This is a genomic window from Amycolatopsis sp. NPDC003731, assembly GCF_053586895.1.
Window position 1 is genome coordinate 47,573 of sequence record NZ_JBSFNC010000026.1, and the last position, 13,007, is coordinate 60,579.

14 protein-coding genes are annotated in these 13,007 nt (G+C 73.2%); 5 read left to right on the forward strand and 9 right to left on the reverse strand.

The genetic code is table 11. The features are described 5' to 3' along the window. Window positions 1–10: 10 nt before the first annotated feature. Window positions 11–2,239 carry a heavy metal translocating P-type ATPase gene (locus ACWDN5_RS13865; protein WP_449676537.1) on the forward strand — a complete coding sequence of 743 codons (2,229 nt, stop codon included), beginning with the start codon at window positions 11–13 and terminating at the stop codon, window positions 2,237–2,239. A gap of 111 nt (window positions 2,240–2,350) precedes the next feature. Here ACWDN5_RS13865 and ACWDN5_RS13870 read toward each other — a convergent pair whose 3' ends face one another. After that, entirely contained in the window at window positions 2,351–2,920 is a 570-nt protein-coding gene (locus ACWDN5_RS13870) for a sigma-70 family RNA polymerase sigma factor (protein WP_310970140.1), read from the reverse strand. Between the two features lie 135 nt (window positions 2,921–3,055). Between ACWDN5_RS13870 and ACWDN5_RS13875 the strand changes: the two genes are divergently transcribed. From ACWDN5_RS13875 to ACWDN5_RS13885, 3 genes are all read left to right on the forward strand, one after another. Continuing rightward, complete coding sequence (locus tag ACWDN5_RS13875; RefSeq protein WP_310970142.1) at window positions 3,056–3,262, forward strand: heavy-metal-associated domain-containing protein; 207 nt, start codon at window positions 3,056–3,058, stop codon at window positions 3,260–3,262. Window positions 3,263–3,277: 15 nt separating this feature from the next. Further along, window positions 3,278–3,430, forward strand: coding sequence for a hypothetical protein (locus tag ACWDN5_RS13880; RefSeq protein ID WP_310970143.1), 153 nt, complete (start codon window positions 3,278–3,280; stop codon window positions 3,428–3,430). Window positions 3,431–3,561: 131 nt separating this feature from the next. Then, complete coding sequence (locus ACWDN5_RS13885; RefSeq protein WP_449676571.1) at window positions 3,562–5,772, forward strand: heavy metal translocating P-type ATPase; 2,211 nt, start codon at window positions 3,562–3,564, stop codon at window positions 5,770–5,772. A 12-nt stretch (window positions 5,773–5,784) separates the two neighbouring features. Here ACWDN5_RS13885 and ACWDN5_RS13890 read toward each other — a convergent pair whose 3' ends face one another. Genes ACWDN5_RS13890 through ACWDN5_RS13910 form a run of 5 tightly spaced genes read right to left on the reverse strand, consistent with a single transcriptional unit; the run spans window position 5,785 to window position 10,360 of the window. After that, on the reverse strand, window positions 5,785–6,690 hold the full coding sequence (locus tag ACWDN5_RS13890; RefSeq protein WP_449676538.1) for an acetamidase/formamidase family protein: 906 nt from the start codon (window positions 6,688–6,690) through the stop codon (window positions 5,785–5,787). Between the two features lie 25 nt (window positions 6,691–6,715). Continuing rightward, window positions 6,716–7,030, reverse strand: coding sequence for an NIPSNAP family protein (locus ACWDN5_RS13895; protein WP_449676539.1), 315 nt, complete (start codon window positions 7,028–7,030; stop codon window positions 6,716–6,718). Window positions 7,031–7,050: 20 nt separating this feature from the next. Beyond that, window positions 7,051–7,527 (reverse strand): nuclear transport factor 2 family protein, encoded by a 477-nt coding sequence (locus ACWDN5_RS13900; protein WP_449676540.1) that lies wholly within the window; start codon window positions 7,525–7,527, stop codon window positions 7,051–7,053. Beyond that, a complete protein-coding gene (locus tag ACWDN5_RS13905; RefSeq protein WP_449676541.1) occupies window positions 7,524–9,254 on the reverse strand; it encodes a CocE/NonD family hydrolase in 1,731 nt (576 codons plus the stop codon). Before ACWDN5_RS13905 ends, ACWDN5_RS13900 begins: the two co-directional genes overlap by 4 nt. After that, window positions 9,251–10,360, reverse strand: coding sequence for an FAD-dependent oxidoreductase (locus ACWDN5_RS13910; RefSeq protein WP_449676542.1), 1,110 nt, complete (start codon window positions 10,358–10,360; stop codon window positions 9,251–9,253). Before ACWDN5_RS13910 ends, ACWDN5_RS13905 begins: the two co-directional genes overlap by 4 nt. Before the next feature lie 101 nt (window positions 10,361–10,461). Here ACWDN5_RS13910 and ACWDN5_RS13915 point away from each other — a divergent pair, with 101 nt between their 5' ends. Further along, on the forward strand, window positions 10,462–11,364 hold the full coding sequence (locus tag ACWDN5_RS13915) for a LysR family transcriptional regulator (protein ID WP_449676543.1): 903 nt from the start codon (window positions 10,462–10,464) through the stop codon (window positions 11,362–11,364). Window positions 11,365–11,384: 20 nt separating this feature from the next. Here ACWDN5_RS13915 and ACWDN5_RS13920 read toward each other — a convergent pair whose 3' ends face one another. The 3 genes from ACWDN5_RS13920 to ACWDN5_RS13930 all read right to left on the reverse strand — a co-directional run bounded on the left by ACWDN5_RS13920 (window position 11,385) and on the right by ACWDN5_RS13930 (window position 12,980). Further along, a complete protein-coding gene (locus ACWDN5_RS13920) occupies window positions 11,385–11,645 on the reverse strand; it encodes a hypothetical protein (protein WP_449676544.1) in 261 nt (86 codons plus the stop codon). A 298-nt stretch (window positions 11,646–11,943) separates the two neighbouring features. Next, window positions 11,944–12,477 carry a pyridoxamine 5'-phosphate oxidase family protein gene (locus ACWDN5_RS13925; protein WP_449676545.1) on the reverse strand — a complete coding sequence of 178 codons (534 nt, stop codon included), beginning with the start codon at window positions 12,475–12,477 and terminating at the stop codon, window positions 11,944–11,946. 2 nt (window positions 12,478–12,479) lie between these two features. Further along, complete coding sequence (locus tag ACWDN5_RS13930) at window positions 12,480–12,980, reverse strand: winged helix-turn-helix transcriptional regulator (RefSeq protein ID WP_449676546.1); 501 nt, start codon at window positions 12,978–12,980, stop codon at window positions 12,480–12,482. Between the last annotated feature and the right edge of the window lie 27 nt (window positions 12,981–13,007).

The window sequence follows — 13,007 nt, forward strand, 5'->3', positions numbered from 1 at the left end:
AGAAACCCGCATGTCCACCACCACCCCGGTCGCCGGGGAGGTCCGGACGGTCGAGCTGGCCGTGACCGGAATGACCTGTGCCGCCTGTTCGGCGCGGGTCGAACGCACCCTGAACAAGGTCGACGGTGTCCGCGCGTCGGTCAACTACGCGACCGAGCGCGCCACCGTGCAGGTCCCCGCCGCGGTCGGCGACGACCTGCTGGTCGAGCGCATCCGCAAGGCGGGTTACGGCGCGCGCGTCCGCGGCGAGGACGACGAGGACCGCACCCTGGCCAGGGTGCGTGACCTGCGTCGGCGGCTGTTCGTCGCGGCGCTGCTGGCCGTGCCGCTGGGCAACCTGTCGATCACTCTGTCGCTGGTGCCGTCGCTGCGGTTCCCCGGCTGGCCGTGGCTGTGTCTCGCGCTCGCGGTGCCGGTGGTGTTCTGGGCGGCGCTGCCGTTCCACCGGGCGGCGGTGCGGAACCTGCGGCACCGATCGTCCAGTATGGACACTCTGGTGTCGCTCGGGGTGCTGGCGTCCTTCGGCTGGTCGGCCTGGGCGACGGTGTTCGGGGGCCACGAACCGGGGTATTGGGTCGGGTTCGGCCCGACCGCGGCCGGCGCGGACGCGATCTACCTCGACGTCGCCGCGGGCGTGACGACGTTCCTGCTGGCCGGGCGCTACTTCGAGAGCCGGTCCCGGCGCAACGCCGCCGGGCTGCTGGCCGCGCTCGACGCCCTCGCCGCCAAGGAGGTGCGCGTCCTGCGCGACGGCGCCGAGGCGCTGGTTCCGGTGGGCGAGCTGGCTGTCGGCGACCGGTTCGTGGTGAAGCCGGGGGAGGCGTTCGCCGCCGACGGCATCGCCGAAAGTGGACGATCCACTGTGGACGTCAGCGCGGTCACGGGTGAGCCGGTGCCCGCGGAGGTGGCCCCGGGCGACCGGGTGATCGGCGCGTCGGTCAACCGCGAGGGGCGGCTGGTGGTCCGCGCGACGGCCGTGGGCACCCACACCCAGCTCGCGCAGATGACCGCGCTCGCCGAGCACGCCCAAGCGCGCAAGGCGGCCGTGCAGCGGCTGGTCGACCGGATCTGCGCGGTGTTCGTCCCGGTCGTCCTCGTGCTGGCCGCGCTGACCCTCGGCGCGTGGCTGCTCACCGGGCACCCGGGGCGGGACGCCTTCACCGCGGCGGTGTCGGTGCTGATCATCGCCTGCCCGTGCGCACTGGGCCTGGCGACGCCGACGGCGTTGCTGGCCGGGGTCGGCCGCGGCGCGCAGCTGGGCATCCTGATCAAGGGCCCGGACGCCCTCGAAGCGAGCCGGAAGGTCGACACCGTCGTGCTGGACAAGACCGGCACGGTGACCACCGGCCGGATGACCGTCACCGCCTGCCGCCCGGCGCCCGGCCGCACCCGCGGCGACCTGCTGTGGTTCGCCGGCGCGGTCGAGTCGGGTTCCGAGCACGCGATCGCGGCCGCCGTCGCCGGCGCCGCCCGAGCCGAACTCCCGTCGCTGCCCGAGGTTTCGGGGTTCACCGCCCTTCCCGGCCTGGGCGCCGAGGCCACTGTGGACGGTCACACCGTCCTCGTGGGCAGCCCGCGGCTGTTCGGCGACCGAGGCATCCCGTCGGAGTTCGAGACGCCCGCCGGGGTGGCCGTGCCGGTGCTGGTCGCGGTCGACGGCGAACCCATCGGGCTGATCGAAGTCCGCGACGTCGTCAAACCGTCCGCCGCGGCAGCGGTGGCCGCGTTGCGGGCCCAGGGCCTGCGGACGGTGCTGCTCACCGGCGACCACGAGGTCGCGGCGCAGGCGGTGGCGGCCGAGATCGGCGTCGACGAGGTCCGCGCCGGAGTCCTGCCCGCGGACAAGGCCCGCGCGATCGACGAGCTGCGGGCCACCGGAGCGCGGGTGGCGATGGTGGGCGACGGCATCAACGACGCCCCGGCGCTGGCCACCGCCGACCTCGGGATGGCGATGGCCCGCGGCAGCGACATCGCGTTGCGCTCGGCCGACCTGGTGCTGGTGCGCGAGGACCTGCGGGTGGTGCCGGACGCGATCCGGCTCGCCGACCGGACGCTGCGGATCATCCGCGGCAACCTGGCCTGGGCGTTCGGCTACAACGTGGCCGCCCTGCCGCTCGCGGCCCTCGGTCTGCTCAACCCCCTCATCGCCGGCGCGGCCATGTCGCTGTCCTCGGTGCTGGTGGTGTCCAACAGCCTGCGGCTGCGTTCGTTCGACGGTTCCGGGGAGAAGGAACAGTGACGGCGAAGAAGAAGCCGGACGTGCAGCAGGGTGCGGTCGCGGCGGCGAAGGCGGCGTCGCTGCAGCTGGTCCTGCAGGAGTTCTGGAGCTGCTGGCGGACGCTCCGGTGACTCACCCGGCGGCGGTCCGTCGCACGTTGGTGTCGCGCATCGCCTCCGCGAGGTCGTCGCGGGCCCGGGCGACCCGGGAGCGGATCGTGCCGACCGGGCAGCCGATGATCTCGGCGGCGTCCGCATAGGACAGTCCCAGTGCCTGGGTGAGCACGAACGCGTCCCGCCGGTCGGGTTCCAGCGCGGCGACGAGGTGGTCGAGCAGGACGCGTTCTTCGAACGCGGTGCGTTCGGTGGTCCGGCCCGCGTCGACCCGCCAGTCGGCGAGGGTGGCCGGGCGGGGGCGGGCCTGGGCGGCGCGGATGTGGTCGGCCACGACGCGGCGGGCAATGCTCAGCAGCCACGTCCGCGCCGAGGATTCCGCGCGGAAGCGGCCGAGGCTGCCCAGCGCGCGCAGGTACGTCTCCTGGGTCAGGTCGTCGGCGGACTGGGGGTCGCTCAGGCCGGCGACGAACCGCCAGACGTGCGGCTGGGTCGCCCGCAGGAACCGCTCGAGCGCAACCCGGTCGCCGCGGCCGGCGAGCCGGGCCCAGTGGGTGATGTCGGCGTCATCCGATGACTGTGGCCTCACACCGGCTAGTACGCGGCTCGAGCCGGGATGGTTCAAAAAGAACTCACGGGAACCATTCCGCCGTCCGGGCCGACCTTTGTGGCAGCGAGGCCACTGCCTCGTCACGAGACGGCCACGGGCCCGGAAGGTGTGACGATGACCCAGAGCACATACGTGGTGACGGGAATGACGTGCGGACACTGCGTCGCGTCGGTCAAGGAAGAGGTCGGCGAGCTGCCCGGCGTCCGCGACGTCGAGGTCGACCTGGGCTCGGGCCGCGTCCTGGTGACCAGCGAGGGCGTGCTGGCGCTGGAGCAGGTCGAGGGTGCCGTCCAGGTCGCGGGCTACCAGCTCGTCCGATGAACGAGAGAGGCCGTCATGCCGACTTCGGCCAAGGTGAGCGGGTTCGCGCTGGTGCTGGGACTGGTGTTCGGCCTGGCGTGGCTGCTGGGCAGCCTCGTCGGCCCGAGCCCGTCACCAGCCCCATCCACGCCCTCGATGCCCGGCGTGCACCTGCCCGGCACCCCGTAGGAGCCGCCTCGCCTGCCGTGCGGCCCGCTCCGGCACCGCGTGCCGCACGGTCCGCACCGCCCGCAGCGGTCGCGCAACCCGCACCGGCGCCGCCCGTGCCGGGCACGGAGATCGAACTCGTCATCGGGGGCATGACCTGCGGGTCGTGCGCGGCGCGGATCGAGCGCAAGCTCAACCGGCTCGACGGGGTCGAGGCGTCGGTCAACTACGCCACCGAAAAAGCGCTGGTCTCGGTCCCGGCGGCGCTGACCGTCGACGACATCGTCCGCGCCATCGAGGCCGCCGGCTACACCGCGCAGCCGTCCGCACCGCCGGAACCGGAGGCCGCCGAGCCCGCTGCGGCGGCACCGGATCTGCTGCGGCAGCGGCTGCTGGGCTCGGCCGTGCTGAGCGTGCCGGTGATCGTCCTCGCGATGGTGCCCGCCCTGCAGTTCCCCGCCTGGCAATGGGTGTCGCTCGTGCTGGCCACCCCGGTCGTCGCCTGGGGTGCGTGGCCGCTGCACCGCGCGGCCTGGACCAACCTGCGGCACGCCACCGCGACCATGGACACGCTGGTGTCGATGGGCGTCGCCGCGGCCTTCCTCTGGTCGCTCTACGCGCTGTTCTTCGGCGGCGCGGGCGTGATCGGGATGCGGCACGAGTTCGAACTGACCCTGGCCGCCGACCACAACCTCGACGGCATCTACTTCGAGGTCGCCACCGGCGTCACCCTGTTCATCCTCGCGGGCCGGTTCTTCGAGTCCCGGTCCCGGCGCCGGGCCGGCGCCGCCCTGCGCGCGCTGCTGGACCTCGGCGCGAAGTCGGTCTCGGTGCTGCGAGACGGCCGTGAAGAGCGGATTCCGATCGAGCAGCTGAGGGTCGGCGAGCGGTTCGTGGTCCGGCCCGGCGAAAAGATCGCCACCGACGGCGTCGTCGAGGAAGGCGACTCCGCGGTCGACCTGAGCCTGGTGACCGGTGAGGCCGTCCCGGTCGAGGTCTCCGCCGGCACCCCCGTCGTCGGCGCCACGGTCAGCATGAGCGGCCGCCTGGTCGTGCGGGCGACGCGCGTCGGCTCGGACACCCGGCTGGCCCGGATCGCGGCGATGGTGGAGCGGGCCCAAAGCGGCAAGGCCGACGTGCAGCGACTGGCCGACCGCGTGTCCGCCGTGTTCGTGCCCGTGGTCATGGCGCTTTCCCTGGCCACCCTGGGGTTCTGGCTCGGGACCGGCGCGGACACCGCGGTGGCGTTCACCGCCGCGGTCGCGGTGCTCATCATCGCCTGTCCGTGTGCGCTCGGGCTGGCGACGCCGACGGCGTTGCTGGTCGGCACCGGCCGCGGCGCCCAGCTCGGCGTCCTGGTCAAAGGACCGGAGATGCTGGAGTCGACCCGTCGCGTCGACACCGTCGTGCTCGACAAGACCGGCACCGTGACCACGGGCAAGATGAGCCTGGTCGCCGTCCGCACGGTCGACGGCGTCCCCTCGGACCTGGCGCTGCAGCTGGCCGGAGCGCTCGAAAACGCCTCCGAGCACCCGATCGCCGACGCCGTCGTGTCCGCCGCGCTCCGGCGGTTCGGCTCGGTGGGGGAGGTGCGGGAGTTCCGCAACGTCGCCGGGTACGGGGTGCTTGGCCGGGTCGACGGGCACCGCGTCGTCGTCGGCCGCCCGGAGCTGATGCACCGCCTTTCGGTGCGGCTGCCGAAGTCGCTGCTGGCCGTGAAGCAGAAGGCCGAGCAGGCCGGCCACACCGCGGTGATCCTGGCGTGGGACGGCTTCGCGCACGCCGTGCTCGTGGTGGCCGACACGGTGAAACCGACGTCGGCGCCCGCGGTGTTCCAGCTGCGGCGGCTCGGGTTGACGCCGATCCTGCTCACCGGCGACAACGAGGCGGTGGCGCAGGCGATCGCCCGCGAGGCGGGGATCACCGAAGTCATCGCGGACGTCTCCCCGGAGCAGAAGGTCGACGTGATCACCGGCCTGAAAGCGCAGGGGCACGTGGTGGCGATGATCGGCGACGGCGTCAACGACGCCGCCGCGCTCGCCTCGGCCGACCTCGGGCTGGCGATGGGCACCGGAACCGACGCCGCGATCGAGGCGGGAGACCTGACCCTGGTGCGTGGTGACCTGATGGCCGCGGTGGACGCGATCCGGCTGTCCCGCCGGACCCTCGGCACGATCAAGGCGAACCTGTTCTGGGCCCTGGCCTACAACGTCGCCGCGCTGCCGCTGGCCGCGGCAGGCCTGCTGAACCCGATGATCGCCGGGGCGGCGATGGCGTTGTCGAGCTGCCTGGTCGTGTCGAACAGCCTGCGCCTGACCCGGTTCCAGCCGGCGGGCGACCTGTCGGTGGCGAACGGCCGGTGAACCGGATGCCCGTCAGCGGATCGCGTCGTGCGGGAGGACGGCGTGCACGCCCCACGTCTCGTTGGCGACCTGGGTGATCCGCAGGTCGACGACCGGTGAGGCCAGCGCGAGCGCGGTGGCCCGGTCCAGGTCGTGGAGCCGCTGCAGCCAGGTCACCATGGTGGCCAGCGCGTCGGCCATCGCCTCGTCGAGGCCGGCCCCGAAGCCGAAGGTGACCCGGCCCTCGGGCGTTTCTGCGTGGATGCCCGGCACCGGCGCGTCCGCCGCCAAGGTGAGCGTGACCTCGGTGGTCATCGGGCACTCGATCGCCGTTCCGCCGACTTCGCCGTGGCCCTGGGCCGCGTGCCCGTCGCCCAGGTGCAGCAGCGCACCGGGCACGGTCAGCGGTAGGTACAACGTCGACCCGGCGACGAGGTCCCGGCAGTCGAGGTTGCCGCCGCCGAGAGCCCGCGGCGGGATGGTCGAGTGCGGTCCCGGCTCGGCCGGGGGAACGCCGGCGACACCGAGAAAGGGCGCGATGCCGACGGTGTGGCCGAGGTCGCTGGTCGCGGTTTCGCCGTCGATGTCCCACGTCAGCCACGTCGCCGGGCCGTCGGCGACGCCGAGCCTGCGGTTGAGCGCGGTGTCCTTCACCCCGGCGGTGGTCCAGCCCCAGCCGCCGGGCGTGATCGACGTGAAGTGCACGCCCAGGACCATGCCCGGCTCGGCGCCGCGCACCGCGATCGGCCCGGTCAGGCAGTGCCCGCGCCGCTGCGGGTACATCGCCGGGCCGTTCACCCGCCGGTCCAGGTAGCCGGCGGCGTCGAGGGATTCGACCAGGACGGAGTCGCCCGGATCGACGGTGAGCACGGGCGGGGTGGCCCGGTCGAGGACGTCCACTGTGGTCTCCCGCGTCGCGGGAAGCCGGTACTCGGCCACGGTCCTTCCTTTCCGGTGTGGGTGTTCAGCGGAGCCGGGAACCGGCGGTCGGTGCCAGGCGCACCGTGGACGCGGGCTGCCCGGTCAGCGCGGCCACGGTCTCGGCCAGGGCCGCGCACCGGGGATCCCGGTGGACGGCGTCCAGGATACGTTCGCGGTCGGCGTCGTCGGCGAAGCGCCTGATCCAGACGACGGCGTTCTCGTCGCCGGCCACGGTGAACGAGCCCACCACCTCCATCCCCCGTTCCCGGTGGAGGGGGATGACGGTCTCGTCCAGGTAGCGGGCCAGTTCGCTGCCGTGGCCGGGGCGGGCGTGCTCGGTGCGGATCTCGTAGAACATCGGCGGTCCTCCTCGAGGGGTCAAGAGCGGCGGGCGGCGGCGAGGGCGTAGACGTCGGGGGAGCCGTCCCAGGGCGCGGTGCGCAGGACGGTCCAGTGGTGGACGAGCCACCGCCCGCCGAGCTTGCGCAGCTCCAGCTCCCAGCGGCCGCGCATGGTGCAGTGGTCGACGACGCCGGGCTCGGCGGGGACGTGGTGGTAGGCGACCACGTGCGCGCGGCACGTCGCGTCGTCCCCAGACGACTCCACGACGAGGTCGGTGGCGGTGTGGTGGGTGCTGTCGAAACCCTCCAGGGTCGCGCGGGCCAGCTCGACGAGGGCGTCGGCAGTCACCGTCGTGGGCGGCCTGCCGTGGTAGTGCGTCGACAGATCCAGCGTCACCTCGTCGGCGAACAGCCGCCGCAGCGCCGCCCAGTCGCGATCGTCCTGGGCGTGGGCGAGACCGGTGACGACGTCGGCGATGGCCGCGCGATCGAGCAGATCCTGCAGTGCGCTCATGGGCGTTCCACCACCGGCAGGACCAGCCGGCTGGGGTGCGCGGGGCCGTGGTGGACGTGGTTGACGGCGACCACCACGTCGTCCGGGCCGTCGGTGGCGATCGTCGCGCCGGTGTTGGTGTTGCGGTCGTAACGGGGGAAGTTGCTGCCGGCCACCTCGAGCCGGATGCGGTGCCCCGGCCGGAAGACGTTCGCGGTGACGCCGAGGTCGAGGGTCAGTTCGGCGTCCGTGCCCGGCGCGAGGAGCACCGGTTCGGTGAGGGACTCGCGGTAGCGGACGCGCTGGATGCCTTCGCACAGCAGGATCGCCCGGCCGTCGGGGTGCACGTCGACGAGCTTGCCGGTGAAGTCGGTGTCCGGTGTGGACGATCGGATGTGCAGCACGAGGGTGATGTGCCCGATGACCTCGATGGGACGTTCGAGCACCGGGGTGGTGAAGCACAGGACGTCCTCGCGCGCCTCGGCCGCGGCCTGATCGGCCGGTCCGGGGTAGGTCCCCGGCGCGGCGGCGAGCACGGTGCCGCCCAGGCTGGGCACCGGATCGCGCGGGTCGTACCGAAACGTGTCGGTGGCGTTTTCGGCCGGGGCGTCGGACGTCAGGACGCCGTCGCCGGCCGCGGTGTTGGCTCGGCCGCCGCCGTCGAGGAAGAAGTCGGTGTACCGGGTGCCCGGCAGCGGCCAGTCCGGCTCGTCGCGCCACTCGTCGGTTCCCATGACGAAGATCCGGACCCGGTGGGGGTCGTCGGGCAGCTCGCGGCCGCGGACCCAGCGGTCGAAGAACCGCAGGTGCGCTTCGGTGACGCCGGCGGTCTTGATGCTGCCGGCGAGCCCGAACGACCGGTCGGGGTAGGTGCCGAGGTCGGTCCCGTCGGGGTGGGACCAGGGGCCGATGATCAGCCGCTGGCCGTCGCGGGCGGCGGCACTGCCGGCGCGGCGGCGCAGCAGCCGGTACGACCGCACGGTTTCGCCGACGAAGACGTCGTACCACCCTCCGATGTGGAGCGCCGGGACGGTGATCCGCTCGCACTGGTCGGTCGCCGCGATCTCCCGCCAGAAGGCGTCGCGCTCCGGGTGGGCGAGCACGTCGCCGAGCCAGGGCAGGGAGCGGGTCACCGCGGCGCGATCGGCGATCGGCAACGGCTCGTGCAGCGACCGCGGGTCGGACAGGCCGGACAGCAGCGCTCCGGCGTCACCGTCGAGTCCACGACCCAGGTTGCGCAGGGCCGAGAGGGTGCCCCAGGTCAGGACCGCGTCCTGGGACAGCGCGCCGCCGGGGGAGCGCCACGGCGCCGCGTACGGATCGGCGGAGGTCATCACCGGCGCGATCGCCCGCAGCGCCGGAACGTTCCGCGCGGCGGCCTGCCACTGGCTGAACCCCATGTACGACCCGCCCCACATGCCGACCGCGCCGTCGCACCACGGCTGCGCGGGCAGCCAGGCGAGCGTGTCGACGCTGTCCGGGCCTTCGTGGGTGTGCGGCACGAACGTCCCGGGGGAGCGGGACGTGCCCCGGACGTCCTGCGCCACCACGGCGTACCCGGCTTCGACGAGGGCGAACACGCCGGGGAGTTTCGGATTGCCGTACAGCCCGGCGTCGTCCTTGCCGTAGGGCGTGCGGACCAGCAACGCCGGGAACGGACCGGGCCCGTCCGGGAGCCACACGTTGGTGGCGAGCGCGACGCCGTCGCGCATCGGCACCGGCACGTCCACCTCCACCGTGAAGGTCATGCCGTCACCGGGTTCCCGGCGGACGAGGTGAGCATCCAGTGGCTGAACGCGGCGTAGTGCCGCGCGAACCCCTGCGGCGTGGGGGCGTGCTCCACGGCCGCCGAGAGTTCCGCGGCGCGGGCGTAGCGGGGGATCCGGTCCGCTTCGTAGGCACCCAGCGCCGCGGGCACGTCGCCGCCCGGGCTGAGCAGGCGGCCGAGCAGCGCGGCGTCTTCGATGCCGAGCGTCGCCCCGGCGGTGATGTGCGGCGACATCGCGTGCGCAGCGTCCCCGGCGAGCACGACACGCCCGGACGCCCAGTGCGGCAACGGCGGCACGATCATGATCCGGTTGTGCAGGATCGACTCCTCGGGCGTGGCGTGGATGAGCTCGGCGAGGACCCCGCCGTGCTCGCCGTCGTCCAGGTGCGCGGCCCGGGCCAGCGCCTGCTCCTTGCGGGTGCCGGTCGGTTCCGGCGTGTCGAACTGGTTCACCAGCCAGTAGACGCCGCCGTCGTGGGTGCGCACCCGCCCGCCGCGGCAGCGTTCGCCGCCGAGGATCACCCGGTTCCCGGTCAGGGCGAGACCCGGATCCGGGAGCACCGCGCGCCACGAGTGGTGTCCCGGGTGTTCCTCCGCCGGCTTCCCCGGCACCAGCTGCGCGCGCACCGCCGAGTACGCGCCGTCCGCCCCGACGAGCACGTCGGCGGTGTCCTCGCTGCCGTCGCTCAGCCGGACGGTGACGTGGCCGGCGTGCTCGTCGTACGCGGCGAACCCGGTGGCGAGGCGGATGCCGTCCCGGCCGACGGCGTCGGCGAGCAGGTCGGTGAGCTTCGCCCGGTGCACCAGCAGGAACTGGTGGTCCTCGACGCCGAACTCGGGCGTCTCGAGCAGCCGCCCGGCCGGGTCGTGGAAGTACATCTCCCCGGGTTTGCCGATGGCTCGCACCTGGTCGCCGACGCCGAGTTCGTCGAACACGGCCAGCGCGTTGGCCCACAGGCCCAGCCCCGCCCCGGCCGCGCGGATCTCCGGCGCGCGCTCGTAGACCACCACGTCGATTCCCTTGCGGCGCAAGGCGAGACCGCTCGTCAGTCCCACGATCCCGCCGCCGATCACCACAGCCCGCATCACTGTCCTCCTTCGTCTTCCGAACTCGACGTTAAGGACGGCCGCCGGTTGACTCCAGTGCAACGTTGGTACGGACTCATTTCATCTGTGATAATCGGCAGGTGGACTACGACCTCAACCTCATCGAGGCGCTGGACGCGCTGCTCACCGAAAGCAGCGTCACGAAGGCGGCGGAGTGCCTGCACACGTCGGCCCCGGCGATGAGCCGCACGCTCGCCCGGCTGCGGCGCGCGTTCGACGACCCGCTGCTCGTCCGGGCCGGCCGCGATCTCGTCCCGACCCCGCGCGCGCTCGAGCTGCGCGGGGAGGTGCACGCGGTCGCCGCCCGGGCCCGCGCGCTGTTCGGCCCGTCGACCGCCGCCGACCCGCGGACCGCGGTGCGCCGGTTCGACCTGCAGGTCACCGACATGCTGTCCACGACGGTCATCCCGTCTCTCATCGACGACCTGCGGGCCCAGGCGCCGGGGATCTCCCTGCGGCTACGGCCGGAAACCCTCCAGGACACCCCGGCGCTGCGCGAAGGACTCGTGGACCTCGAGATCGGGACGCTGCGCCCGGGGGACCCCGAAATCCACTCGGAAACCCTCGTCACCGAAACGCTCGTCGGCGCGATCCGCCCGGATCACCCGCTGGCGAAGGTCAAAACGGTCACCGCGAAGAGGTTCGCCGCGGCCGACCACATCGTCGTCTCGCGCCGGGGCCGCGCGCACGGCCCGATCGACGAGCGGCTGGCCGAGCTGGGGCTGAGCCGCCGGGTGATCGCCGTCCTGCCGAGCTTCGCCGGCGCGCTCCAAGTGGCGCGCGGCACCGACGTCGTCTGCGTGACCCCGGCCAAGCTGGGCCGCCCGATGCTGGAAACGCTGGGACTGCGGACGTTCCCGATCCCGGTGGCCGTGCCGGAAGTGGTGCTCGGCATGGCCTGGCACCCCCGCAACCACCACGACCGGACGCACGCGCTGCTGCGCGAGCGAGTCCGCCGGATCATGGCCGCCGCCGCGGGCTGATTCCTCCGGGCCGGTGGGGCTCAGGGAGCGGCGACGAGCCGGTCGGACTGGCCGGCCGGGACCTTGAAGCAGGCGATCGGCTTGAGGTTGCGGCGCACCCGGATGAACCCGTCGTCGCCGGGTGTCGACGGGCAGTCGGCCAGCAGCATGTGGCCGTCACCGGTGATCAGTTCGAAGCCCTGCTCGGCCGGTGCGGTCCCGGCGGCCGCCGAGCCGGCCGTCGGCAGAGTGGCGATGAGCAGACCGGTGGCCGCAGTCAGCACCAGGAACGGCTTGGCCATTCGATCCGACCCGGCCCTGCCGCAGTACCGCGAGGAGGCGAGCGGGCGCTGCCCGGCTGGAACTGATCAGCGCGTTGCCGAAGCTCAAGGACGACCGCGCGGCGGAGGTGGCCATGGGCCTGCTGAACCGCACCGAGGCGAAGCCCCGGATCCAGGCCCTGCTGGACGATCCTCCGTCCACTTGGGACGACGGGCCCCGCACGCTATCCACCGCGTTCAACGACGTGCGGCCGCCGGAAACGCGGAGCCGGCCAGTTCGCGCCGGTCCCGCACAGCTCGTCGCCGGCCCCTCGACCCGTCAGAGCCGGTGGCTGGTGTGCGTGAACTCCACAGTGGACAGCATCGACGTCTCCGAGGGGTTCGTCCGCCGCCGGCCGAAGACCAGGACCTTCGCCGGTTCGACGGCGAAGACCGCGACGTCGTCGTGGCCGCCCTGCCGGAATCCGGTGTCGGTCGCCTCGTAAACCCAGCTGCCGTCCCACTTCCGCCGCCACGCCGCGGCGAGCCGGTCGAGTGCCGGGCGGTCGGTGACACGGCGGGCCACGCCTTCGACGACCACGTCGAGAGCGTCGTCCCAGGCGTTGCGGCCGGTGGTCAGCACGACGTTGGGGTTCGCCGTGAGGTTGCGGTACTTCTGTTCGGTGGCGCCGGTGCTGAAGTGGACCGCACCGTCCAGCCACACCGCGACCAGCGGTGTCACGTGCGGCCGGCCGTCGGCGCGGACGGTCGTGAGCCAGCTGATCTGGGCCTCTTCCAGCGCCCGCGTGGTTTCGGCCCAGCCGGTGGCCTCGGTGCCGGGATCGCTGAACCGTTCGTCGAGCCGGGTTTCCATCGTCACTCCGTTCGGTCGGCCACGGAAGCCGCGTAGGCGGCGTCGAGGCGCTCGGCGACGCTCGGGCCGTCCGGCGCCTCACCGCGGCGGGTGCCGAGGTGAATCTCGCGCAGTTCGTCCATGAAGGCTTCCCACAGCGGGGGGCCGCCGGCGATGAGCACTCCCGCGCGGGCCGCGTAGGCGTCGGCCACGGGCAGGTGCCGCACCCCCCAGGCGCTGAGCTGTACGAGCACCGGGACGAGGTCGATCGCGCGTTCGGTCAGGCTGTAGGTGACCTTCTGCTTGTGCGACGCGTCCCCGGCCCGGGTGAGCAGCCCGTGCTCGACGAGCACGGCCAGCCGGTCGGCCAGCACGTTCGACGAGATCCGTTCCTCACCGCCGAGCAGCTCGCGGAAGTGCCGCGCCCCGCCGAAAACGACGTCACGCAGGACCAGCAGCGTCCACCGGTCGCCGAAGATCTCCAGCGACAGGTTGATCGGACACCGCGACCGGGCTGCCTTCACCGCTCTCACCTCGAAACTGGTTGCGTT

What these genes read in the sequence shown, in the direction of transcription:
- ACWDN5_RS13920 (WP_449676544.1), bottom strand. Translation starts at nt 11,645, where the DNA reads ATGGCCAAGCCGTTCCTGGTGCTGACTGCGGCCACCGGTCTGCTCATC.
- ACWDN5_RS13865 (WP_449676537.1), top strand. Translation starts at nt 11, where the DNA reads ATGTCCACCACCACCCCGGTCGCCGGGGAGGTCCGGACGGTCGAGCTG.
- ACWDN5_RS13905 (WP_449676541.1), bottom strand. Translation starts at nt 9,254, where the DNA reads ATGACCTTCACGGTGGAGGTGGACGTGCCGGTGCCGATGCGCGACGGC.
- ACWDN5_RS13880 (WP_310970143.1), top strand. Translation starts at nt 3,278, where the DNA reads ATGCCGACTTCGGCCAAGGTGAGCGGGTTCGCGCTGGTGCTGGGACTG.
- ACWDN5_RS13875 (WP_310970142.1), top strand. Translation starts at nt 3,056, where the DNA reads ATGACCCAGAGCACATACGTGGTGACGGGAATGACGTGCGGACACTGC.
- ACWDN5_RS13900 (WP_449676540.1), bottom strand. Translation starts at nt 7,527, where the DNA reads ATGAGCGCACTGCAGGATCTGCTCGATCGCGCGGCCATCGCCGACGTC.
- ACWDN5_RS13925 (WP_449676545.1), bottom strand. Translation starts at nt 12,477, where the DNA reads ATGGAAACCCGGCTCGACGAACGGTTCAGCGATCCCGGCACCGAGGCC.
- ACWDN5_RS13885 (WP_449676571.1), top strand. Translation starts at nt 3,562, where the DNA reads ATGACCTGCGGGTCGTGCGCGGCGCGGATCGAGCGCAAGCTCAACCGG.
- ACWDN5_RS13910 (WP_449676542.1), bottom strand. Translation starts at nt 10,360, where the DNA reads ATGCGGGCTGTGGTGATCGGCGGCGGGATCGTGGGACTGACGAGCGGT.
- ACWDN5_RS13895 (WP_449676539.1), bottom strand. Translation starts at nt 7,030, where the DNA reads ATGTTCTACGAGATCCGCACCGAGCACGCCCGCCCCGGCCACGGCAGC.